Annotated in this window: 18 protein-coding genes and 2 pseudogenes; 10 read left to right on the forward strand and 10 right to left on the reverse strand. The window is 68.0% G+C overall.

Annotation, left to right across the window (positions count from 1 at the left end; all coding sequences use genetic code 11):
• Window positions 1–37: 37 nt before the first annotated feature.
• Window positions 38–652 carry an FMN-dependent NADH-azoreductase gene (locus ACFJI2_RS17950; RefSeq protein ID WP_377701243.1) on the forward strand — a complete coding sequence of 205 codons (615 nt, stop codon included), beginning with the start codon at window positions 38–40 and terminating at the stop codon, window positions 650–652.
• Window positions 653–701: 49 nt separating this feature from the next.
• Window positions 702–1,292 (forward strand): gamma-glutamylcyclotransferase, encoded by a 591-nt coding sequence (locus ACFJI2_RS17955; RefSeq protein WP_377705861.1) that lies wholly within the window; start codon window positions 702–704, stop codon window positions 1,290–1,292.
• A gap of 132 nt (window positions 1,293–1,424) precedes the next feature.
• Here the strand turns inward: ACFJI2_RS17955 and ACFJI2_RS17960 are convergent.
• A pseudogene (locus ACFJI2_RS17960) lies at window positions 1,425–2,513 on the reverse strand (PA0069 family radical SAM protein); the annotation flags it as partial.
• 140 nt (window positions 2,514–2,653) lie between these two features.
• Here ACFJI2_RS17960 and ACFJI2_RS17965 point away from each other — a divergent pair.
• From ACFJI2_RS17965 to ACFJI2_RS17985, 5 genes and pseudogenes are all read left to right on the forward strand, one after another.
• Window positions 2,654–3,418 (forward strand): annotated as a pseudogene (locus ACFJI2_RS17965) (MCP four helix bundle domain-containing protein); the annotation flags it as partial.
• Window positions 3,401–4,834 carry a methyl-accepting chemotaxis protein gene (locus ACFJI2_RS17970; protein WP_377705862.1) on the forward strand — a complete coding sequence of 478 codons (1,434 nt, stop codon included), beginning with the start codon at window positions 3,401–3,403 and terminating at the stop codon, window positions 4,832–4,834. The pseudogene ACFJI2_RS17965 and the gene ACFJI2_RS17970, both read left to right, overlap by 18 nt.
• Window positions 4,835–5,083: 249 nt before the next feature.
• The gene (locus ACFJI2_RS17975) at window positions 5,084–5,707 is read left to right on the forward strand and encodes a DUF2760 domain-containing protein (RefSeq protein ID WP_377701244.1); all 624 of its coding nucleotides are present in this window, start codon (window positions 5,084–5,086) and stop codon (window positions 5,705–5,707) included.
• Window positions 5,704–7,620 carry an Hsp70 family protein gene (locus ACFJI2_RS17980; RefSeq protein ID WP_377701245.1) on the forward strand — a complete coding sequence of 639 codons (1,917 nt, stop codon included), beginning with the start codon at window positions 5,704–5,706 and terminating at the stop codon, window positions 7,618–7,620. The genes ACFJI2_RS17975 and ACFJI2_RS17980 overlap by 4 nt, the downstream gene beginning before the upstream one ends.
• Before the next feature lie 16 nt (window positions 7,621–7,636).
• Window positions 7,637–10,522, forward strand: coding sequence for an Hsp70 family protein (locus ACFJI2_RS17985; protein WP_377701246.1), 2,886 nt, complete (start codon window positions 7,637–7,639; stop codon window positions 10,520–10,522).
• Here the strand turns inward: ACFJI2_RS17985 and ACFJI2_RS17990 are convergent.
• The 9 genes from ACFJI2_RS17990 to ACFJI2_RS18030 form a co-directional block, all read right to left on the reverse strand.
• Entirely contained in the window at window positions 10,515–11,144 is a 630-nt protein-coding gene (locus ACFJI2_RS17990) for a tRNA-uridine aminocarboxypropyltransferase (protein ID WP_377701247.1), read from the reverse strand. The genes ACFJI2_RS17985 and ACFJI2_RS17990 overlap by 8 nt on opposite strands.
• Before the next feature lie 58 nt (window positions 11,145–11,202).
• Window positions 11,203–12,831: a methyl-accepting chemotaxis protein gene (locus tag ACFJI2_RS17995; protein ID WP_377701248.1), complete on the reverse strand. Its 1,629-nt coding sequence runs from the start codon at window positions 12,829–12,831 to the stop codon at window positions 11,203–11,205.
• A gap of 90 nt (window positions 12,832–12,921) precedes the next feature.
• Window positions 12,922–13,995 carry a type VI secretion system protein TssA gene (gene tssA / locus ACFJI2_RS18000; protein ID WP_377701249.1) on the reverse strand — a complete coding sequence of 358 codons (1,074 nt, stop codon included), beginning with the start codon at window positions 13,993–13,995 and terminating at the stop codon, window positions 12,922–12,924.
• An 11-nt stretch (window positions 13,996–14,006) separates the two neighbouring features.
• A complete protein-coding gene (tssH, locus tag ACFJI2_RS18005) occupies window positions 14,007–16,622 on the reverse strand; it encodes a type VI secretion system ATPase TssH (RefSeq protein WP_377701250.1) in 2,616 nt (871 codons plus the stop codon).
• A complete protein-coding gene (gene tssE / locus ACFJI2_RS18010; protein ID WP_377701251.1) occupies window positions 16,619–17,083 on the reverse strand; it encodes a type VI secretion system baseplate subunit TssE in 465 nt (154 codons plus the stop codon). The genes tssH and tssE overlap by 4 nt, the downstream gene beginning before the upstream one ends.
• Window positions 17,084–17,145: 62 nt before the next feature.
• A complete protein-coding gene (locus tag ACFJI2_RS18015; RefSeq protein WP_377701252.1) occupies window positions 17,146–17,637 on the reverse strand; it encodes an Hcp family type VI secretion system effector in 492 nt (163 codons plus the stop codon).
• 20 nt (window positions 17,638–17,657) lie between these two features.
• A complete protein-coding gene (gene tssC / locus ACFJI2_RS18020; RefSeq protein ID WP_377701253.1) occupies window positions 17,658–19,148 on the reverse strand; it encodes a type VI secretion system contractile sheath large subunit in 1,491 nt (496 codons plus the stop codon).
• Window position 19,149: 1 nt separating this feature from the next.
• Complete coding sequence (gene tssB, locus ACFJI2_RS18025) at window positions 19,150–19,653, reverse strand: type VI secretion system contractile sheath small subunit (RefSeq protein ID WP_377701254.1); 504 nt, start codon at window positions 19,651–19,653, stop codon at window positions 19,150–19,152.
• An 18-nt stretch (window positions 19,654–19,671) separates the two neighbouring features.
• Window positions 19,672–20,244 (reverse strand): tetratricopeptide repeat protein, encoded by a 573-nt coding sequence (locus ACFJI2_RS18030; protein WP_377701255.1) that lies wholly within the window; start codon window positions 20,242–20,244, stop codon window positions 19,672–19,674.
• Window positions 20,245–20,424: 180 nt separating this feature from the next.
• Between ACFJI2_RS18030 and tssJ the strand changes: the two genes are divergently transcribed.
• Genes tssJ through icmH form a run of 3 tightly spaced genes read left to right on the forward strand, consistent with a single transcriptional unit; the run spans window position 20,425 to window position 23,116 of the window.
• Window positions 20,425–20,973 (forward strand): type VI secretion system lipoprotein TssJ, encoded by a 549-nt coding sequence (tssJ, locus tag ACFJI2_RS18035; protein WP_377701257.1) that lies wholly within the window; start codon window positions 20,425–20,427, stop codon window positions 20,971–20,973.
• Between the two features lie 20 nt (window positions 20,974–20,993).
• Window positions 20,994–22,340, forward strand: a complete 1,347-nt coding sequence (tssK, locus tag ACFJI2_RS18040; RefSeq protein WP_377701258.1) for a type VI secretion system baseplate subunit TssK — start codon at window positions 20,994–20,996, stop codon at window positions 22,338–22,340.
• Window positions 22,337–23,116: a type IVB secretion system protein IcmH/DotU gene (icmH, locus tag ACFJI2_RS18045; protein ID WP_377701259.1), complete on the forward strand. Its 780-nt coding sequence runs from the start codon at window positions 22,337–22,339 to the stop codon at window positions 23,114–23,116. Before tssK ends, icmH begins: the two co-directional genes overlap by 4 nt.
• The last annotated feature ends 5 nt before the right edge of the window (window positions 23,117–23,121 follow it).

The following is a 23,121-nucleotide window of genomic DNA, read 5'->3' on the forward strand; positions in this document are numbered from 1 at the left end:
ATACCCTGCCCGCATCCGTTTTTTTATTGCGTTCATCATGAATATCTTGCACATCGATTCCGCTTGCCTGGGCGATAACTCCGCTTCCCGCCAACTGAGCGCCGCCGCAGTTGAGGCATTGTGCACAGGCAGCGCGGACGCGTGCGTGGTCTACCGCGACCTGTCGGCCGCGCCGCTGTCGCACGTGAACGGGCCGTTGATGCAAGTGATGCGCTCGGAATGGAACACGGCGCTGCCAATGAACGCCGAGCTCAGCGCGGAAGCGCTGCTGACCGAGTCGCTGCTGGCGGAGTTCCTGGCGGCGGACGTGCTAGTGCTGGGCGCGCCGATGTTCAACCTGTCCGTGCCATCGACGCTGAAGGCCTGGCTGGACCGCGTGCTGCTGCAGGGCCGCACTTTCGACGTGGACGCGGACGGCCGCACAGTGGGGCTGGCCAAAGGCAAGCGGGTGGTGCTGGTGTCCACGCGCGGCGGGCAGCCGCACGAGATGCTGGCCGACCATCAGGAAGCCTATTTGAAGGCGGTGTTCGCCATCATGGGCGTGGAGCAAGTGGACGTGGTGCGCGCCGAGGGCATTGCGCTGGGCGCCGAACTGCGCGCGCAAGCGATCCAGGGCGCGCTGCGCCAGGCAGCCAGCCTGCGCGCGGTCTGATAGCGCTACAACGCTGCAGCGGGGCGGCACTGTTCGCTATAATTCGGCCATGTCAGCCAACACTATCGAGATCAACCGGCAGATGGACAAGTTCGCCGGGCACCACAGCGTGTGGGTGTTCGGCTATGGTTCGCTGATCTACAAGGCGGACTTCCCCTATCTGCAGCGGCGGCCGGCCAATATCGTTGGCTGGTCGCGGCGCTTCTGGCAAGGTTCGCACGACCATCGCGGCACGCCGGCCGCGCCGGGGCGCGTGGTCACCATCATTCCGGACGCGGGCGCCGTCTGCCACGGCATGGCCTACCTGATCACGCCGGAAGTGTTCGAGCACCTGGACTACCGGGAAAAAAACGGCTACCTGCGGGTGGCGGTGGACATGGCGTTCGACGACATCGCCGGCGACGCGGCCGAAGGCGTGGTGTACGTGGCGCGCGAGGACAACGAAGCCTTCCTGGGCGAAGCGAGCGAAGAAGAAATCGCCCGCCACATCGCCCGCTCCGCCGGCCCCAGCGGCCCCAACAGCGACTACCTGACCCACCTGGCCATCGCCCTGCGCGAGCTCGGCAAGCACGACGCCCACGTCTTCACTATCGAGCAATACCTGCTCGAACTGCTCGCCAGCGGCAAAAAAACCATCTAGCGCATCGAGGACGAAGCAGGAAACACCGCGCCGCCCGCCTCCGCCCGCAGTGGCATCAGAAATCAGAACAGATCCATCTGCCCTGCCGCTGCGGCGGCCTTGGCTTTGGCGCCGAGGGGCGGGACGACCAGGGGGCGCTTGAACTGGCTGGCGTCTAGCTGGCGGAAAGCGGCTGCCGCGCTTTTCCATGCCAAAGCGGCGGATGGCTTTTTCGGCGCGCTGGCGGATCAGGTCGGCCCACACGCCCTCGCCTTTCATGCGCTTGCCGAAGTCGCTGTCATAGTCCTTGCCGCCGCGCATGTCGCGCACGCGGTTCATCACGCGCTGGGCGCGGTCCGGGAAGTGCGCCTCCAGCCATTGCTGGAACAGCGGGCTCACTTCCCACGGCAGCCGCAGCACGATGTAGTTGGCGTGCATGGCGCCCGCCTCGAAGGCCGCTTCCATGACGCGCTCCAGGTCCGGCTCGGTGACGAAGGGGATCACCGGCGCAATGCTGACGCCCACCGGAATGCCTGCGTCCGCCAGCATGCGGATGGTGCGCAGCCGCCGCGCCGGGGCCGACGCGCGCGGCTCCAGCGTGCGCGCGATGGCCGGGTCCAGCGTGGTGATGGTGATGGCGGCCGAGGCTTGCCCGCGGGACGCCATGTCCGCCAGCAGGTCGATGTCGCGCTCGATCAGCGAGGACTTGGTGATCAGCCCGACCGGATGCTGGCATTCGTGCAGCACTTCCAGCACCCGCCGCGTGATGCGCAGGCTGCGCTCGCAGGGCTGGTAGGCATCCGTATTGACGCCGAGCGCGATCGGCTCGGGCACGTAGGACGGCCGCGCCAGCTCCTGGCGCAGCAGCTCGGGCGCGTTCACCTTGGCGAAAATCTTGCTCTCGAAGTCCATCCCGGGCGACAGGCCCAGGTAGCTGTGCGTGGGCCGCGCAAAGCAATAAATGCAGCCGTGCTCGCAGCCCCGGTAGGGATTGAGCGACACGTCGAACGGAATGTCCGGCGAACTGTTGCGGGTGAGAATGGTCTTGGCGAGTTCGTCGGTGACGTGGGTTTTCCACATGCGCGGTTCATCGCCCTCCTCATGCTCCCAGCCGTCGTCGAACTGCTCGCGGCCATGCACCTCGTAGCGGCCCTGCAAATTGCTGACCGCGCCGCGCCCTTTCTGCGCGCGCAGCGGCGCCGGGGGCAGCATGGCTTGCCCTTCAAAATCGTCGTCGTCCATGGCTACCTCGATACTGTACGCATATACAGTATTCTAAGCCTCATGGCGCATCTTCGCAACAGTGATTATTGGAGAGAATTGTCCGCGAACCGGCAGCGCATAATCCATCAGGTCACCCGATTATCCGACAGGAAATTCCCATGCTGAAAAACCTGAAGATCGCCACCCGCCTCGGTGTAGGATTCGGCAGCGTCGTTGTGCTGCTGCTCATTTTGTCCATTATTAGTGTCCAGCGCATGGGCACCATCAACGAAAGCACCCGCGTTATCTACGAGGAGCATTACGCCAAGGTCGTGCTGATCAACGAGGTGTTAAAGAACAGCATGGACAACGCGCGCCAGATGCGCAACATCCTGCTCTCCACCAGCGATGCCGAAGTGGACAAATACCGGCGCCTGGTCGATGCCAACCGCAACGAAATGACCGAAGGGCTGGGCAAGGTGCAAAAACTGCTGAGCACGGATGCCGGCAAGCAGATGTACAAAACCATCATCGACAAGCGCGACCTGGTGGCCGCCAAATACGAGCCCTTCTACGCGCTGGTGAAGTCGGACCGCAAGGCGGCCATCGACTATCTGAAGAACGACTTCGTGCCGACCAACGACACGTTCTGGCTGGCGCTCGATGCGCTGGCCAAATCGCAGGGCGAACTGATGGACAAGGCCGCCGACGACGCCGCCGCCACCTATGAGTCCACGCGCTGGCTGGTGATCGTGCTGTCGGCAGTGGCGATGGTGCTGGCGGTGGCCATCGCGGCCTGGATCACGCTCAGCATCGTGCGCCCCATCCGGCAAGCGGTGCAAGTGGCCGAGCGCCTGGAAGGGGGCGACCTGTCGATCGACATCGACGACAGCTCGAAGGATGAAACCGGCCAGCTGCTGCGCGCCATGCGCAACCTGGTGGCCAAGCTGAACCAGGTCATCACCGGCCAGAAAAAGGCTGTGGAAGCGGCCAACCGCGGCAACTTCGACAGCCGCATCGACCTGAACGGGCTGCACGGCTTCCAGAAGGAGCTGGGCGAAGGCCTAAACCAGCTGATGGCCACCACCGGCGCCAGCATAGACGACGTGGTGCGGGTGATGGGCGCGCTGTCGGAAGGCGACTTGAGCAAGACCATCACAAAGCCCTACGAGGGCGCGTTCGACGAACTGAAGCGCTACGCCAACAACACGGTGGAGAAGCTGGGCCAGGTGATAGACGGCCAGCAGCGCGTGGTAGCGGCGGCCAACCGGGGCGACTTCGAAGCGCGCGTGGAACTGGCCGGGCTGCAAGGCTTCCAGCAGGCGCTGGGCGAAGGCCTGAACCGGCTCATGGCCACCACCGGCGCCAGCATCGCGGACGTGGTGCGCGTGATGGGTGCGCTGGCCGAAGGCGACTTGAGCAAGACCATCGACAAGCAGTACGAAGGCAGCTTCGCGGAGCTGAAGGAATACGCCAACAACACCATGGCCAAGCTGCTGCAAGTGGTCACGGAAGTCAATTCCGGCGCCCATTCGCTGGCCAGCGCGTCGGAAGAAGTGAGCGCCACGGCGCAGGCGTTGTCGCAGGCGTCCAGCGAGCAGGCTGCCAGCGTGGAGGAAACCAGCGCGTCCATCGAGCAGATGACGTCTTCCATCGCGCAGAATACCGACAACGCCAAGGCCACGGACGGCATGGCGGCCAAGGCATCGCAGGAAGCCACCGAGGGCGGCGAGGCGGTGGACGCGACGGTGGCGGCGATGAAGCAGATCGCGCGCAAGATCGGCATCATCGACGACATCGCCTACCAGACCAATCTGCTGGCGCTGAACGCGGCCATCGAGGCGGCGCGCGCGGGCGAGCACGGCAAGGGCTTTGCCGTGGTGGCGGCCGAGGTGCGCAAGCTGGCCGAGCGCAGCCAGGTGGCGGCGCAGGAGATCGGCGAAGTGGCCACCAGCAGCGTGGAGCTGGCCGAGCGGGCCGGCATCCTGCTGGAACAGATGGTGCCCAACATCAAGAAGACTTCGGGACTGGTGCAGGAGATTGCGGCCGCGTCCGAGGAGCAGTCGGCCGGGGTGGCGCAGATCAATTCGGCGGTGAACCAGCTCAGCCAGACTACCCAGCAGAACGCCAGCAGCTCGGAGGAGCTGGCCGCCACGGCAGAGGAAATGAGCAGCCAGGCCGAGCAGCTCCAGCAGACCATGGGCTTCTTCAAGGTGAACGCCACGCCGCAGCGGCGGCCCACCCAGGCGCCGCCGGCGCGCAAGCCGGCGGCCGTCAAGATGATGCGCAACCGCGATGTCTACACTGCGACGGCCCCGGCCGGCGAGGAACTGGACGAGGCCGAGTTCGTGCGCTTCTAGGAGCCGCACCGGGGCTGCATGCCTGTGCCGGCCCCGCCCCCTCTTTCCGCGTCTCCCCTCTTTCCGCGTCGCGCGCGGCGGCGCGGAGTTTCGCTGCCGGGCCGCTAACTGGTATCATGCGCACTGTCCCAGGTGCCGTGCGCCCGGCGCCCACGCGCCGCGCACGCTATCCGATGTCACCAACACCGCCAGCCCATGGCCGCGCTCCCTGCTGCGGCGGGCTGCTTTTTGACCCGAATTGACCACATCATGACCAATACGAACAACAATCTGCCTTCGCTCGGCGCGCGCATCGCGCTCGCCTTCGGCACCTTCTTCCGCACGCTGTCGGACCCGCAGTTCGCCGCCCGCCTGCAGCGCATCAATTCGCGCGTGGCCGGCGCCGCCGCTGCGGCACCGGCTTCGGCACCCACTGCGGCCCCGACCGCCGCCCCTACGCCGGCACCGACCGCCGCGCCGACCGCGCCGCCGGCCCCGGTGATCCTGCGCGAAGCCACGCCGGACGCCGCGCTGCAGCTGCTTAGCCTGCTGCAGCGCGAAGCGCGCCTGATCGACTTCACTCAGGAAAACCTGAGCGCCTACGCCGACGCCGACATCGGCGCCGCCGCGCGCGTGGTGCACGAAGGCTGCGCCAAGGTGCTGCGCGAGCACTTCACCATCGAGCCGGTGCGCGCCGAAGCCGAAGGCACGCGTGTGACGCTGGAAGAAGGCTTCGACGCGGCCGCCGTGCGCCTGACCGGCAACGTGGTGGGCAAGGCCCCGTTCAAGGGCAGCCTGAGCCACCGCGGCTGGCGCGCCACCAGCGTGCGCCTGCCGAAACTGGCCGAAGCGCATGACGCCAAGGTACTGGCCCCGGCGGAGGTGGAACTGTGAGCGATAATCTGAACAACCCGGTGAGCAGCACCCCGCGCTACGCCATCGGCATCGACCTTGGCACCACCCACAGCGCGCTGTCCTATGTGGACCTGCAGGCAAGCGACGGCGAGAAAACCGCGCAATCCGTGCTTGGCGTGCCGCAGCTGACCGCACCCGGCACCGTGGAAGAGCTGCCGCTGCTGCCGTCCTTCCTGTACCTGCCGCACCCGGACGAAATGGCGCCCGGCCAGCTGTCGCTGCCCTGGCAGGCCGGCGGCGAAGGGTCGCAGCCATCCGCCGTGGCCGGCGAAATGGCGCGCAGCCGCGGCGCCACCACGCCGATCCGCCTGGTGTCCAGCGCCAAGAGCTGGCTGTGCCACCCCGGCGTGGACCGCCGCGCCGCCATCCTGCCGAACGACGCGCCGGAAGAAGTGACGCGCGTCTCGCCGCTGGAGGCATCGACCCGCTACCTGTCGCACCTGCGCCAGGCCTGGGACAGCGCGCATCCGGAGGCGCCGTTCACGCAGCAAGCCGTCACGGTGACCATCCCCGCGTCCTTCGACCCGGCCGCGCGCGAGCTGACCGCCGACGCGGCCAGGGCCGCAGGCTATGAGGGCCTGACGCTGCTGGAAGAACCGCAAGCGGCGCTGTACAGCTGGATTCAGGGCAGCGAAGGCCGCTGGCGCAAGGAAGTCAAGCCGGGCGACATCATCCTGGTGGTGGACGTGGGCGGCGGCACCAGCGACTTTTCGCTGATCGCCGTGCTGGAACGCGACGGCGTGCTGGAACCGCACCGCGTGGCCGTGGGCGACCACATCCTGCTGGGCGGCGACAACATGGACCTGGCGCTGGCCCACCTGGTGGCGCGCAAGCTGGCCGCCAATGGCACGCAGCTCGATGCGTGGCAACTGCGCGCGCTGACCTACGGCTGCCGCGCCGCCAAGGAAGCCCTGCTGGCCGACGCCAGCGTGGAGAGCTGGCCCATCGTGGTGCCGAGCCGCGGCTCGAAGCTGATTGGCGGCTCCATCCGCACCGAACTGACGCGCGCCGAGGTGACGACCTTCATCCTGGACGGCTTCTTCCCGCAAGTGGAAGCGTCGGCCCGCCCCGCCGTGCGCACCCGTGCCGGCCTGACGCAGCTTGGCCTGCCGTACGCGCAGGACGCGGCCGTGACGCGCCACCTGGCGTCCTTCCTGGCGCGCCAGCTGGGCGCCACCAGCGAGCTGCAAGGCTACGAAGGCAAGCAGGACGCAAACGTGGCAGACGCCAACGTCACCTTCCTGCATCCGACCGCCGTGCTGTTCAACGGCGGCGTGTTCAAGTCCGAGCTGCTGGCCCAGCGCGTGATGGACACCATCAACGACTGGCTGTACCTGGAAGGCGCGGAAGCTGCGCGCATGCTGGGCGGCGCGGACCTGGACCTGGCCGTGGCGCGCGGCGCCGCGTACTACAGCTACGTACGCCGTGGCAGCGGCGTGCGCATTCGCGGCGGCACGGCGCGTTCGTATTACGTGGCGGTGGAGTCGTCCATGCCGGCCATTCCGGGCATGGAGCCGCCTATCCAGGCCCTGTGCGTGGCGCCGTTCGGCATGGAAGAAGGCAGCGAGATGGAACTGCCGGGCCAGGAGTTCGGCCTGGTGGTCGGCGAGCCGGTGGACTTCCGCTTCTTCGGTTCCTCCACCCGCCGCCAGGACCGGATCGGCGACATGCTGGACTTCTGGGCGCCGGAAGAACTGCAGGAACTGAACGCGATCCAGATGACGCTGTCGCCGGAAGGCCGCCAGCCGGGCGACGTGGTACAGGTGCGCCTGCACGCGCAAGCCACCGAATCGGGCACGCTGGAGCTGCTGGCCGTCTCCAACGAGGGTGGGCCAAACGGCGGCCAGCGCTGGAAGGTGGAGTTCGACGTGCGCGCGGCCGCCGCCGGGTAACGCGCCGCACCACCGCATGAAGCAATACCTCGTCAGCATCGACCTTGGCACCACCAACACGGTGCTGGCTTACTGCGCCCCCGGCTCGGACGACGTCAGGCTGTTCGACATCGACCAGCTGGTGGCGCCGGGCGAAGTGGGCACGGCGCCATTGCTGCCGTCGCTGCGCTACCACCCGGCCGAGGGCGAGCTGGCTGCCGGGGAATTGCAGCTGCCGTGGCGCGAGCCGGACGTGGCTGGCGTGGCCGAAGTGGCGGGCGGCCGGCTGGCGCGCCAGCTGGGCGCGCAGGTGCCGGGACGGCTGGTGGCCAGCGCCAAGAGCTGGCTGTCGCATCCGAACGTGGACCGCATGGCCGCCATCCTGCCATGGGGCGCGGAGGCCGACGTGGCCAAGGTATCGCCGGTGGCGGCCAGCGCCGGCTACCTGGCGCATCTGCGGACTGCGTGGAACCAGCGCTTCCCCAAGCATCCGCTGGAACAGCAGCAGATCGTGCTGACAATCCCGGCGTCTTTCGACGAAGGCGCGCGCGCGCTCACGCTGGAGGCGGCGCGCATGGCGGGCCTGCCAAAGCTGCGGCTGCTGGAGGAACCGCAGGCCGCGTTCTACGACTGGCTGTACCGGCACCGCACTACGCTGGCGCAGGACCTGGCGCGCACGCGGCTGGTGCTGGTGTGCGACGTGGGCGGCGGCACCACCGACTTCAGCCTGATCAAGGTGGAGCTGCCAGCCGGCGGCGGCGACCCGCTGCTGACGCGCATCGGCGTGGGCAACCACCTGATCCTCGGCGGCGACAATATGGACCTGGCGCTGGCGCGCCTGGTTGAAGCGCGGCTGGCGGGCAGCGACGAGGGCGCCACGCCTGCGGTGCGCCTGTCGGCGGCGCGCATGGCGCAGCTCACCGAGCGCTGCCGCGCCGCCAAGGAGCAGCTGCTGGCGGCCGACGCGCCGGACAGCGTGGCCGTCACCATGCTGGGCACGGGATCGAAGCTGATCGGCGACTCCCGCACGGTGGAACTGACGCGCGGCGAAGTGGAGCGCATGGTGGTGGACGGCTTCTTCCCGATGGGTGGCGCGCACGAGGAAGCCAAGCGCACGCGCGGCGGCATCGTGGAATTCGGCCTGCCCTACGCCAGCGACGCGGCCATCACGCGCCACCTGTCCAGCTTCCTGCACGAGCACGCCGCGGCCGCCCGCGAAGCGCTGGGCGAAGCAGCGTCCGCCGCCCCGGACCTCGCTGGCGGCGATCTGCCGCGCGGCGCGCTCCCGGTACCGGACACGCTGCTGCTGAACGGCGGCGTGTTCCGCGCCGACGCGCTGGCCAAGCGCCTGGAAGCCACGCTGTCCGCCTGGCGCGGCGCGCCGGTGCAGGTGCTGCACAACGATAACCCGGACGTGGCGGTGGCGCGCGGCGGCGTGGCCTACGCCATCGGCAAGCAAGGCCGCGCGCCCACCATCGGCGGCGGCTCCCCGCGCTCCTACTACCTGCTGCTGGACGGCGAAGCCGGGCAAGGCGGCCGCCGCGCCGTCTGCATCCTGCCGCGCGGCGCAGAAACGGGCAGCGAAGTCCGCCTTGCCGAACGCACTTTCGCGCTGCGCCTCGGCCGGCCCGTGCGCTTCCACATCGTCTCCTCGACCGCCGATGCCGGCACCCCGCCGCGCGCCGGCGAGCTGGTGGAACTCGATCCCGCGTCCTTCGTGCGCCTGCCGCCCATCGCCGCCGTCCTGCGCGACAGCGGCGATACGGCCGCGCGCAAGGAGATCCCTGTGCAGCTGGCCGCTTCGCTGAGCGAAGTGGGCACGCTGGAAGTGCACTGCGTGGCCAACGAAGACGGCAAGCCGCAACGCTGGCTGCTCGAATTCCAGCTGCGCGACCACGGCGCCCCCGACACCGGAGACGATGCCGACGAAATCATCCTGCCGCCCCGCTACAAGGACGCGCTGGAGAAAATCGACCGCATCTTCGGCAGCCGCGCGCAGCAGGTGGAGAGCAAGGAAGTGCGCCAGCTGGGCCGCCAGCTCGACCACTTGCTGGGTGCGCGCGAGTCGTGGCCCACGCCGCTGCTGCGCCACCTGTTCGACGCGCTGCTGCAGCGCGCCAAGGGCCGGCGCCGCTCGGCCGAACACGAACGCGCGTGGCTGAACCTGGCCGGCTACTGCCTGCGCCCCGGTTTCGGCCACGCGCTGGATGAATGGCGCATCGAACAGCTGTGGGCCATGTTCGACACCGGCCTGCAATACCACAAGGACAGCCAGGCCTGCTCGGAATGGTGGACCTTGTGGCGCCGCGTGTCCGGCGGCCTGGACGCCACGCAGCAACTGCGCCTGCTGGACGATTTTGCCTTCAACCTGCAAGCCGACGGGCAGGAGCGCGGGCGCCGTCCCGTCACGCTGGTCAACGGCAGCGAGGAAGACATGCTGCGCCTGGGCGCGTCGCTGGAGCGCATTCCTTCCGCCTACAAGGGCGAGATCGGCGAATGGCTGCTCGGGCAAGTGCAGGAGCTCGCGCCCGCCACGGCGGTCAGGGCCGACAAGGCCGAGGCGGCGCTGGGCCGCTTCCTGTGGGCGCTGGGCCGCGTGGGCGCGCGCCATCCCTTCCACGGCAGCGCGCACGACGTGGCGCCGGTGGAGGCGGTGGAACGGTGGCTGGCGGTGCTACTGGCGCTGGACTGGAAGAAGGTGGAACCGGCAGGCTTCGCCGCCGCCCACCTGGCGCGCATGACGGGCGACCGCACGCGCGACATCAGCGAAGACTTGCGCCAGCAAGTCCTGCAGCGCATGGAAGCGTCGCGCGCGCCCGCCGCGTGGAGCGCCATGGTGCGGGAAGTTGTGCAGCTCGACCAGGCGATGGAGAAGCGCATGCTGGGCGAGGCGCTGCCGCCGGGACTGAAGCTGCTCAGCTGAGCGAGCGGCCTGCTCGCGCGTAGCCCTGCTGCTGCGCCACGAAGCCGTCGAAAGCGGCAATCAGCGGCGCAAATTTTTCCGCATCGCCTTCCAGCTGGGCCAGCGCGTACGTGGTGGCCTCCAGCGTGGACAGCTGGTCCGGCGCATGCGCCTTGCGGATCAGGTAGTGCGACGCAGGCGTATCGCGCAGCGGCAGGCGTGGCAGGCGCTGCAAGGCGGGATTCAGGTACAGCATCTTGCGGCTCTTGCGCCAGGTCGCGTCCAGCACGACCAGAAGCAATGCGGACGGTTCGGCGGCGCACGACGGGTCGAACGGCGGCGCGGGCGCGATGCCCATGGAGGCGTCGCCTGGCGTGTCAGGGTACAGCAGCAGCGGGCGGCGCGGTCCGGCCAGCATGGCCTCCAGGCGTTGAGGATCGAACGACTCTCCTACTTCCAGGCGGCTGTTCGGCAGGCAAAGATGCAGCAGCCGCGCGCTGTTCTTGGCGTTCGCCACTTCCATGGGATGCTGGAGTATCAGCACTTCCGCAGCACTGGCGATGGGCGCCGCCCAGCAGCAGATGCAGCTAGCCTGCGGCCGCAGGCAGGCCGCGCACATAGGGCGTTTGTTAGGTTGGGACATGCACGATTGTAGCCGCAGCAGCGGCCGGGGCGCCAGCGGCCAGCGCCTAGACGCCCCGCTACGCGAGGCGCGCCAGTTCGCGTCCGGCCACCGCGCGCCGCGCAGGCCGGCCGGGCAGCGCCTTGCCGGGCAAGTCGCGCATCTGCATCTCGGTCAGCTTGAACACGCTGACCGACTGCGCCAGCTGCGCCGACTGTTCCTGCATGGCCGCTGCCGCAGCGGCGGCCTGCTCCACGAGCGCCGCATTCTGCTGCGTCACCTGGTCCATCTGCGTGATGGCGAAATTCACCTGCTCGATGCCGACGCGCTGTTCCTCGCTGGCGTCCGCAATCTCGGTCATGATGCCGGACACCTTCGCAATGCTGGCCACGATATCGTTCATGGTGCGCCCCGCCTTGTCCACCAGTCCCGTGCCCGCCTCCACCTGGTGCACCGAGGTGTCGATCAGCGCCTTGATCTCCTTGGCCGCCGACGCCGAACGCTGCGCCAGCGTGCGCACTTCCGACGCCACCACGGCAAAGCCCCTGCCCTGCTCGCCGGCGCGTGCCGCCTCCACCGCCGCGTTCAGCGCCAGGATATTGGTCTGGAAGGCGATACCGTCGATCACGCTGATGATGTCCACAATCTTGCGCGACGAGTCGTTGATCGACCCCATGGTCGTCACCACTTCGGACACCACCGCCCCGCCCTGGCTGGCGATTTCGGATGCGTTCACCGCCAGCTTGCAAGCCTGGCGCGCATTCTCGGCGTTGATCTTGACGGTGGCCGTCAGCTGCTCCATCGACGACGCGGTCTCCTCCAGCGAACTGGCCTGCTCCTCGGTGCGCGCCGACAGATCCATATTCCCGGCCGCGATCTCGCTGGACGCCTCGGCCATGTTGTCGGTGCCGCCCCGCACCTGGCCGACGATGTTGACCAGGTTGGTGTTCATATTCTTCAGCGCGTGCATCAGCTGGCCGGTTTCGTCCGACGACTGCACCACGATGTCGCTGGTCAGGTCCCCCGAGGATACCGATTCGGCGACCTTCACCGCCTCGCTGATCGGCCGCGTGATGGTGTGCGTGATGTACCAGGCAAAGCCGACGCCCATCGCTACCGCCGCCAGGCCCAGCATGATGAGCATATTGCGTCCGCTCTCGTAGCCCTGCTGGATTTTCGCCGCCATCTCATCGAGCTGGCGCTTCTGCGTGTCGGCCAGCTTCTGCAGCGCGGCGAGGTAGACCACGCGGTTGCCCTCCATGTCCTTCTCGAAGATGCGCTTGCCCGTTTCCAGGTCGCCGTCCGCCTTGGCCTTGAAGACGGCCTTGCGCGCGTCCACATAGGCTTTGCGCGCCGCCAGGATGGCCGCGTGCTCGGCCTTGCCGTCCGGGTCCTGCAGGATGGTGCCGAGGGAGTCCTGCAATTCGGTGGCGCGGCCCGATGCCTGCGCCATCTGCTGCTCGAAGCCTTTCTGGTCGGCCGGGTCCTGCACCTTCCAGGCGGCGGTGGTGCGCGCCGCATTCACCTCCACCACCTTCTGCCACTCGGCCACCATCCGCTCCACCCGCACGTGGTCGCGCAGCAGCGCATCGGTCATGGCGCTGGCTTGCTGCATGCGCAGGATGCCGATTATGGTGAGTGCCGTCAAAAGCAACAGCACTACGGTAAACCCCAGGCCCAGCCTGACGCCGATCTTCAGATTCTTCATCCCGGTCTCCTCGTGCCGAATTTTTAATGCTTTTTTTGGCAGTCTGAGCGCAATTCTATTGGAATGCAAGAATTTACTGAAAGCAATATTTTAAGCCTCCGGCGTGGCAACCCCCAGCAATTCGTCCATCTGCGCAACGGCGCCGGGCTCCTTCAGCACGGCACGCAGCCACAGGTGCAGCGGCAGTTCGCCCCAGCCTGCGGCCTTCTCGGCCAGATAAGCCACCGGACTGTGAGGCTCGGTGCGGCGGAAAAATTCCGCCACCAGCCGCAACTGGGCCAGCGCCTGCGCGCGATTCTGCAGCGGGCCGGCTGTTGCGCGGCGGCCACCGGCGGCGTTGCCCTCGTCCGCCAGCGCCCCGTCGCCCTGCGCGGTGCGCTGCGCCCCGTCCTCGTCCGCGCCGGGCGGCGTGGCCAGCGGTTCGATGAAGTCGATGGCGTTCAGCAGCGCTTCGCGCGCCGCGCCGAAGCCCGGCCCGTCCGCCCCCAGGTGCGCATCGACCGCGCGCTCCAGTTCCTGCAGCGACGCCAAGCAGTAGCGCGCGTCTGCCAGCAGGCCGTCGTTGAACTGGGGCGAGTTGCGGCGCCGCTCGGCGTCCAGTTCGGCCAGCCCCGGCCCTTCCGCCGGCGCCACGGCTTGCGTGCCCCAGCCCGCGTTCTCGGCGGCGGCCGCGCTGGCCGCATTCAGGCGCTGGCGCGCGGCATCGAAGCTGGCCATGGAGACGGCGCCGCGCTCCGTCACCGCGATTTCCTTCACCAGCCGCGGCGTGCGCGCCAGCAGCCAGTACAGATTGCCGACGCGCTGCTCGGTGTCGCCGTCTTCGATGGCGGGATGCAGTCCGTCCCAATAGCGTGCGCACAGGCCCGCCAGCAAAGCGTAGCCGTCGCCCAGGCCACGGAAGCCGCGCGTCCGGGTGTGCGCCTCGGCCAGCCACACGGCCAGCCGCAGGTCCTTGCTGCGGCCTTCGATCAGCGCGGCGCTGCGCTGCGCCACGAAGGCCCAGTCGGCCTCCTTCAGCGCCGTCACCCACGCGCCCTGGTCCAGCGTGGGGTCGTCCGCCAGCCGCGCGCGGACGATTTCATCGACCTCGCTGCTGAAGGAAATGTCTTCGCCGCAGGCATGCGAGGCGCTGATGGGCTGCAGCAGTTGCGCGATATTGAACATGGGCGCGTCTCCTATTTAATGGTGTATTTGAACTGTCCCTGGCGGCTCGCGCCTGCCTTGATGCTGGCGATGGCCACGCCGTCCGCCATGCGCGCCAAGACCGCCTCCGAGATCGCCGGCAGCAAGGTGCCGTTCAGGATGTGGTCCACATTGCGGGCGCCGGAATCGACCTCGGTGCAGCGCGCCAGCACCGCCGTCACCAGGGCCTCGTCATAGCTGAATTCAGCCTGGTGCGCGGCGCGGATGCGCTGGCCGATGCGGTCCAGCTTGAGCGCGATGATGCGGGCCAGCACCTCGTCCGGGAGCGGATAGAACGGCACCAGCTGCATGCGCCCGAGGAAGGCGGGCTTGAAATGCTTCATCAGCTGCGGCCGGGCCAGTTGCTCCAGCTCGGCCGGCGCCGGACGCTCGGCGGCCGGCTTGTTCAGGCAAGCCTGCATGATGGCGGCGGACGCCACGTTCGAAGTGGCGATGATGATGGTGTTACGGAAGTCGATCTCGCGCCCTTCGGCGTCGTCCAGCACGCCCTTGTCGAACACCTGGAAGAACAGCTCGGCCACGTCCGGGTGCGCCTTCTCGATTTCGTCGAGCAGCACCACGCTGTAGGGCGCGCGCCGCACCGCCTCAGTCAGCACGCCGCCTTCGCCGTAGCCGACGTAGCCGGGCGGCGAACCTTTCAGGCCGGAGACGCTGTGCGCCTCCTGGTACTCGCTCATGTTGATGGTGATGAGTTTGCGCTCGCCGCCGTACAGCAGGTCGGCCAGGGCCAGCGCCATCTCCGTCTTGCCCACGCCGGACGGGCCGGTGAACAGGAACACGCCCTTGGGCTTGTCCGGGTCGTTCAGGTTGGCGCGCGCGGTGCGCACGCGCTGGGCCACGGCCGCCACCGCATGCCGCTGGCCAAGGATGCGCGCCCGCAGCGCGTCCTCCAGCTTCTGCACGGCGCGGATCTCGTCGCGCACCATTTTTCCCAGCGGGATGCCGGTCCAGCCGGAGACGATGCCGGCCACCGTGTGCGCATCCACCAGCTGCGTCACCATCGGTTCGCCACCCTGCAAGGAGGCCAGTTCCTCTTCGAGCGCCGCCATGCTGACGCCGCCGCCCACCGGCGGGTAGCTGTTGCGCTGCACCTCCATGGCCGCGTGCAGCGCCTTCTCGCGCTCCCAGCGCTCGCTGTGCTTGCGGTATTCCTGCTGCAGCGTTTCGCGCGCCACGCGCAGCTCGCGCAGCCGCGCGCCGTGGCGGCCGTCGCCGCCCTCCTCCCGCTCCAGCGCGGCAATCTCGTAGCCGATGCGTTCCACGCGCTTTTGCGCCTGCTCCACCAGCTGCGGCGCGGCGCTGCGGCCAAGCGCCACCCGGGCGCAGGCGGTATCGAGCACGCTGACCGCCTTGTCCGGCAGCTGGCGGCCGCTGATGTAGCGGTGCGACAGGCTAACCGCCGCCACCACCGCCTCGTCGTTGATGCGGATGCCGAAATGCTTCTCCATCAGCGGCGCCATGGCGCGCAGCATGGCGCAGGCGATTTCCTCGCCGGGCTCCTCTACCTTCACCACCTGGAAGCGGCGCGCCAGCGCGGCGTCCTTCTCGAAGTACTTTTTGTATTCGCTCCAGGTGGTGGCGGCGATGGTGCGCAATTCGCCGCGCGCCAGGGCCGGCTTGAGCAGGTTGGCCGCGTCGTTCTGGCCGGCCTGGCCGCCGGCGCCTATCATGGTGTGCGCTTCGTCGATGAACAGCACGATGGCGTGCGGGCTCTTGCGCACTTCGTCGATGACGTTCTTGAGCCGGTTCTCGAACTCGCCCTTGACGCTGGCGCCGGCCTGCAGCAATCCCATGTCCAGCGCGTGGATCTCCACGCCGCGCAGCACCTCCGGCACGGCGCCGGCCGCGATGCGCAAGGCCAGGCCCTCCACCACGGCGGTCTTGCCCACGCCGGCCTCGCCGGTGAGGATGGGATTGTTCTGGCGGCGCCGCAACAGGATATCCATGGCCTGGCGGATTTCGGTCTCGCGCCCGATCACCGGGTCGAGCTTGCCCTCGCGCGCCTGCCGGGTGAGGCTAGTGGTGTACTGGTCCAGCGCGGGCGTCTTCACGCCGAGCTGCTGCACCGGATCGCCGCCGTCGGGCACGCCCGGCTCCGCGGCGGCGTGCTCCTCCTGCGAGCCGCGCGTGAACTTCTCCATATTGTGTTTAAGCTCGTCGACCGGGAAGCGCGCGAACAGCCTGGAGCCGCGCGCCGCCAGCTGCGACAGGTCCGGCTCGGTGAGCAAGGCCAGCAGCAGGTGGCCGCTGCGTATCAGGTCCGGCTGCGGCAGCGACAGCGAGGCGATCAGCCACGCGTGCTCCAGCAGCACCGGCAAATGCCGGGAGAATACCGGCGTGCGCGCACTGCCGTTCTTGAAGCGGGCGATCTCGTTGCGCAGGTCGCCGTCCAGCGCCTCCAGGCTGATGCCGCACTTGCGGGCGATCAGCACGAAGTCGCTCTGCTCCTGCTCCAGCAGCGCCAGGAACAGGTGTTCGACGTCGACCTCGTATTGCCCCAGGCCGACGCAGATGCTGGCGGCGCGCGTGGCGGCCAGGCGCGTGGTGTCGTTCAGTTTTGCGATCAGGGTCTTCAGGTTGATGCTCATGCCTGTGCTCCGCTGTGGTGGATGGCGTAGTGCAGCGTGGACGGCTGCAGTACGGCGTCGAAATTGACGGGTTCGAATGCGGAAAGGACCGCCAGCACGCCGCTGATGACGAAGCTCACGCGGTTGATGCTGCCGGCCTGCTGCTCGATGCGGGCCTGCACTTGCCGCAGGCGCGGCTCGTGGCGCTCGATGGCCGCCTTCAGGCTGGCGCAGATGCGGGCGCGGTCTTCGCTGCTGCTCAGGCACATGCCGGCGAAGTCCACCAGGCCGTAGTTGACAATGGAGCCGGCGCACTCGGGATAGGCCGCCAGCAGCGTCTCGGGCAGTGCCGTCCGCGTGTTCAGCAAATCTTCCAGGTCGCGCGCGACGGCGTCTTTCAGCTGCGCGATGGTCAAGCCCGCGCCGGCCTGGCTGCGCGCGCCCAGCAGGCGGTCCATCAGGCCGGGAACAAAACCGTTCATGGCTGCTCCTCTCAAAAAAAATACCGCAGTGGCCCCACTGCGGCATGCTGCGCACTAATGGATCAGGCGATGCGGTTGGCGGACAGGTCCCAGCCGCCGGAGGTGTTGCCTCCCGCTCCGCCGGAGATCTTCTGCTGCGTGTACTTCCAGCGCACCTTGGAGAACTTGAACCCCACTTCCTCGGTGAGGATGTCGCCCTCCTCCACCGACGGCGCCACCGCGCCGATCAGCACGTTCTCGATTTCGATCTCGAAGTACTTCACGCGCTCGCCCTGCGCGTCGGCCCGCATGAATTCGAACTTGGCCTTGGGGATGGTGCGGCCGGCCGCGCAGGTTTGCAGCAGGATGGGCGAGGCCAGGTCGGCCAGCTTGGAGATAACGATGTCGCGGTGCTCGCAGCGTTCGGCCGTGTGGCCGCCGCCGGTGGAGGCGGTGGCGGACTTGGGTTGCTCCACGCCGAAATTGACCGATTTGCATTCGATCCAGTCCTTGTGGCGGTCATCCGCCGATTCGCCCTTGATGCCATCAATGTACAGATAGACGTCGATTGCCATTGCATGCTCCTAGGTTGGGTTTAGTAGTTGGTCGGTTGAGGCAACTCCGCGACCAGTCGGAGGGAAACGGAGAGTTCGTCGAGCTGGAAGTGCGGGCGCAGGAAGGACACGGCGCGGTACACGCCCGGCCGTCCCGGCACCTCGTGCACCTGCACCGACGCTTCGCGCAGCGGGAAGCGCGCTTTCTGGTCCTGGCTGGCGTTATCGTCCAGCAGCACGTACTTCATCAGCCAGCGGTTCAGGAAGTCCTCGACGTTGGCGGCGGCGGCGAAACTGCCCACCTTGTCGCGCATCATGGCCTTCATGTAGTGGGCGATGCGCGAGACGGCGAAGATGTACTGCAGCTGGGACGACAGCACGGCATTGGCGTTGGCCGCCTCCGAGCTGTACTTGCGCGCCTTCTGCGCGGACTGGGCGCCGAAGAAGGCGGCATAGGCGGTGTTCTTGCAATGGACCAGGGAGATGAAGCCGAGGTCGCTCAGCTCCTTTTCGCGGCGGTCCGTGATGGCCACCTCGGTGGGGCACTTGAGCGCCACTTCGCCCTCGTCGGTCTTGAAGGTGTGGGTCGGCAGGTCGTCCACCAGGCCGCCGCCCTCCACGCCGCGTATCGCCGCGCACCAGCCGTACTCGCCAAAGGCCCTGGTCAGCTTGGCGCCGAAGGCGTAGGCGGCGTTGCACCACAGGTACTTGTGGTGGTCGGTGCCGTCCACCTCCTCGACGAAGTTGAAGCCTTCGACGGTGTTGCCGTCCACCGGGTTGAACGGCAGGCGGCCGAGGAAGCGCGGCAGGGTCAGGCCGACGTAGCGCGAGTCTTCCGATTCGCGGAAGGCCTTCCACTTGGCGTATTCCACGGTGTCGAACACCTTGGCCAGGTCGCGCGGCTTGCCCAGCTCGCCGTAGCTTTCCAGGCCAAACAGCTCGGGCGAGGCGGCGCTGATGAAGGGCGCGTGCGCGGCGGCCGCCACATGCGACATCTGCTCGACGAAGTACATGTCCTCAGGCTGGCGCGAAATTTCGAAGTCGCCCAGCAAGGCCGCGTACGGCGCGCCGCCGAAAGTGCCGAATTCTTCCTCGTAGACCTTCTTGAACATGGTGCTCTGGTCGAATTCCAGCGCGCTCTGGAAGTCCTTCACCAGTTCGCGCTTGGTGGCGTTGAGCATGCGGATCTTCAGGTTCTGGCCGGTGCCGGAATTTTTCACCAGGTAGTGCAGGCCGGTCCAGCTCTGCTCCAGTTTCTGGAAGGCCGGCGCGTGCATGATGGCGCTGAGCTGCTTCGAGATCATCGCGTCCAGTTCCGCCACGCGCGCGTCCAGCGTGCCGCTCAGGTTGTGCGACACCGGCATACTGCCTTCCAGTACCTGGTTCACCAGTTCGGCGATGATGTCCTTGGCGCGTTCATGCTCCACGCTGGACTTGGCCACCTTGCTTTGTTCGACGATTTCATCGAGCAGGGTGGCAGCCCGTGCGGCGCCTGCCGGTGCGGTCTGCAGTTGGTCCAGTTGTGCCGACATGTCAGTCCTCCTTGTCCGCGGGTGCGGCCAGGCTGGTCAGCTGGGCCGTGTTGTTGAGCACATTGGTCAGGATGTCTTCCAGCCTGTCGTTGCCGGCCAGCTTGTTGCGCAGGTCGGCCAGCTTGCTGCGCGCGTCCAGCAGGCGGCTGAGCGGCTCGACCTGGCGCACCACCGACTCGGGCCGGAAGTCGGACATGGCGCGGAACTGCAGTTCGACCGGGAACTCGCCGCCGCCGGCCAGCTCGTTGGACACCTGGAAGCGCGCCACCGGCGCCACGCCGGCCAGCACCTCGTCGAAATTGTCGCCGTCGATGTTGACGAACTTGCGGTCCTTCAGGCGCTTGTGCGCCGTCTCCGCGTTGCCGCCGAAGTCACCCACCACGCCGACCACGAAGGGCAGCTCCTTGTTTTCCATGGCATCGCCGATCTCGACGTCATAGCTCATCTGCACGCGCGGTGCGCGCACCTTGCCCAGCCGTTTCTGGACGCTGTCGCCACTGGCCATCTTGTTACTCCTTCACGGTTATTTGAGCGAGCCGAACGGGTCGGTGGAAGACGATGACGACGCGGCAGCTTTGGCGGCCGGTGCGGCGCGCGGGCGGACCGGCTTGGGCGCGGCCGCAGTCGGCACCAGCACATCCTCGCCGATGCTGGTGCGCAGCACGCGCGCCAGGTCCCTGGCTTCGCTGCGCAGCGAGCCGCTCAGGTTGTTCTGCTGGCTCAGGTCCGCCAGCGCCTTGGTCGACAGGCGCAAGCCGCTCACGGCGATGATGCTGTTGCCGACCTGGTCGCCGGGATCGCGCTGCAAGGCTTCCTGCGCATGGAGGATGGCTTCGCCGTAGCTGGCGCGGTCGAACTTCATCTGCGCCATCGACAGCCACGGCCCCTTCTCGGCCGGGTAGCTGCTGGCCGCGCTGCGCAGCAGGGTCAGGGCCTTGTCCTGCTGGCCCGACGCCGCCGCGCGGCTCGCCTCGGCCAGCGCGCTGTCCAGCGAAATGGTGGCGGTCTTCTCGGGCCGCACGAGCGGTCCGTCGGTGGCGCAGCCAGACAGCAGCAGTGCGCAGGCAAGGCAGGGGAAACAGGTTGCGGGCTTCATGATGGTCTCCTTCGGTGCGGGTGGAGGCCATTATTGAGGCAAGATTGACAACGGCGATTGCGATTCCGCAAAGCCCGCGCTTGCGCGGGCGGCGCCATGCCGCGCAGCTTGCGCCGCCTCAAACACGCGCAGGCGGCGCTTGGATTTAATGGACGGACTCCAACGCCAAGGAAGCCGCCAATGAAGCACGCTGCAGCTGCCACGATGTCCGCCCTCGCCCTGACCGGCTGCGCAGCCGGCGGCATCGCCGGCGCCGCCATGGAGCTGGCCGGCCTGCGCAAGCCTCCCGAACTTCCCGACTTCCAGAAGCCGCCGCGCCAGGTGGCGATACGCCTGCATGCGAGCGGCAACCTGAACGCAGGCGGCGACGGCCAGCCGCTGGCGCTGTCGGCGCGCATCTACAAGCTGCGCCAGAGCGCCGCCTTCGAGCGCGCCAGCTACAGCGGCTTGCTCAACCCGCAGACCGAGCGCGAGCTGCTGGGCGCGGACCTGGTGGAAGTCAAGGAAGTCCAGCTGATCCCCGGCCAGCGCTACGAGGCGGTAGAGAGCGTGAGCCGCGAGGCGACGCATATCGGCGTGGTGGCGCTGTTCCGCAAGCCGGCGCCGCAGCGCTGGCGCGCCGCCTTCTCCGCCGCCGACGCGGAAAAGAACGGCATCACCATCGGCCTGCACGCCTGCGCGCTCAGCGTGCCGGGCCAGCCATTGGCCGGCACGCGCTGCCAGCCTTAACCTCATCAAAGGGAGAACCCATGGGTACCGCGGCAAAGATACTTTGGGGCGAAGGCCTGTTCCTGCGCCCGCAGCACTTCCAGCAGCAGGACCGCTACCACGAAACGCGCTTGCAGCTCACCGCGCAGGCGCTGCAGCCCTACCTGTGGGGCGTGCTGGCGGTGGAGTGGGACATGCCGGCCCTGCAGGCCAATATCTTGCGCCTGCATGCGCTGTCGGCGATTTTCCGCGACGGCGAATTGAGCGACGCTCCCGCCAGCGATCCGCTGCCGCCGGCGGTGGACCTGGGCGCGCTGCCGCCCAGCGTGCAGGAAGTCACCTACTACGCCGCCCTGCCCTCGCTGGCGCCGGACGGCAGCAACTGCGCACCGCCCGGCGCGCAGCAGCACGGCGCGCGCTATGCGCAGGCCGAACGCACTACCGCCGACATCTACACCCAGGCGGCGCCTGCCGAGTTGAGTTATCTGCGCAAGGCGGTGCGGCTGGTGTCCGACCAGGAGCCGCGCGGCGGCTACGAATGCTTCCCGCTGATACGGCTGCGCCGCATCGTCTCGGGCGGTTTCGAGCCCGATCCCTCGTTCATCCCGCCCAGCCTGTCGGTGGCGGGCGCGCCGCGCCTGAAGACCCAGCTGGAGCAGCTGATGGATGCGCTGCAGGCCAAGGTGAACGCGCTGCTGGGGCATATGCGCGAACCCAGCCGCAACGTGATCGAATTCCGCTCCGGCGACGTGTCGGCCTTCTGGCTGCTGCACACCGTCAGCACCGCCAGCGCCACGCTGATGCACTACCTGCGCCATCCTGCGCTGCATCCCGAGCGCCTGTTCGAAGCCATGCTGGGCCTGGCCGGTGCGCTGATGACCTATTCCAAGGCCTACACCTTGGCCAACCTGCCGTCCTACCAGCACGAACAGCCCGGCCCCTGCTTCGCGCAACTGGACGGCATCGTGCGCGAACTGCTGGACACCGTGATCTCCGCGCGCTACTTCTCGATAGCGCTGGCCGAGGAAAAACCCTGCTATCACAGGGGCAAGCTGGACTCGGGCAAGATCGACCACAAGACCACGCTCTACCTGGCCATCGGCGCGGCCATGCCGGCGCTGGAGCTGGTGGAAGTGGCGCCACTGCGCATCAAGGCCGGCGCGCCGGACGACGTGGACCAGTGCGTGCTGTCCGCCATGCCGGGCGTGAAGCTGTCGCATGCGCCGCAGGTGCCCGCAGCCATCCCGGTGCGGCCCGACACCTGCTACTTCGTCCTCGAGAACAAGGGCGTGCTGTACGAGCAGATGCTGAAAGCGCAGTCGATTTCCATCTATGTGCCGGCCGGTATCCGCGACCTGCGCCTCGAACTGATCGCGGTGACGGCATGACGGCGCAAATTGAACGGCGCGCCGCGCCATCCCTGCTCGGCAACCGCGCCGGCGCGCCCGCCGCCGGTCCACGCATCGAGTCGCTGGTGGACCTGATGCACGAAGGCTTTTACGTGCTATTCATGCTGAAGAACGGCTCCGCGCCGCCGGGCGAGCACGAGTTCGCGGAGAAGGTGTCGGGTTTCCTGAACGGCTTCGAGGCCGAGGCGCGGCGCTTGCGCGCGCACGGCGAGGATATCGAAGCGGCCAAGTACGCCTACTGCGCCGCGCTGGACGAGATCATCCTGGCGTCCGGCTTTCCGATCCGCGAGCCGTGGGAGCGCCGCCCCTTGCAGCTCACCGTATTTGGCGACCAGCTCGCCGGGGAGCACTTCTTCGACCGGCTCGACGAGCTGCGCGGCAAAGGCGGCGCGCGGCTGCAGGCGCTGCAGGTGTTTCATCTGTGCCTGCTGCTCGGCTTCAAGGGCAAATATGCGCTGGACAGCAGCGACAGGCTGGCCTGCCTGACCGCGCGCCTGGGCGACGAGATCGCCCACATCAAAGGCAAGAGCCGGGGTTTCGCGCCGCGCGCCGAGCGGCCGGACCAGGTGGCGCACAAGCTGCGCAGCGACGTGCCGCTATGGGCGTTGTCCGCCGTGTTCGCGCTGGCCGCGCTGAGCGTCTACGTGGGCATGAAGTCGTCGCTGGACAGCGCTACCCGGCAAGGCATGGCGGGCTACGCCGGCCTGGTGCAGCTGGCGCCGCGCCCGGCCAGCCTCAGCGTTACGCTGCCGTGAACTGC

The organism is Pseudoduganella sp. UC29_71 (genome assembly GCF_042693265.1).
In the GTDB taxonomy this organism is placed as follows: domain Bacteria; phylum Pseudomonadota; class Gammaproteobacteria; order Burkholderiales; family Burkholderiaceae_D; genus Rugamonas.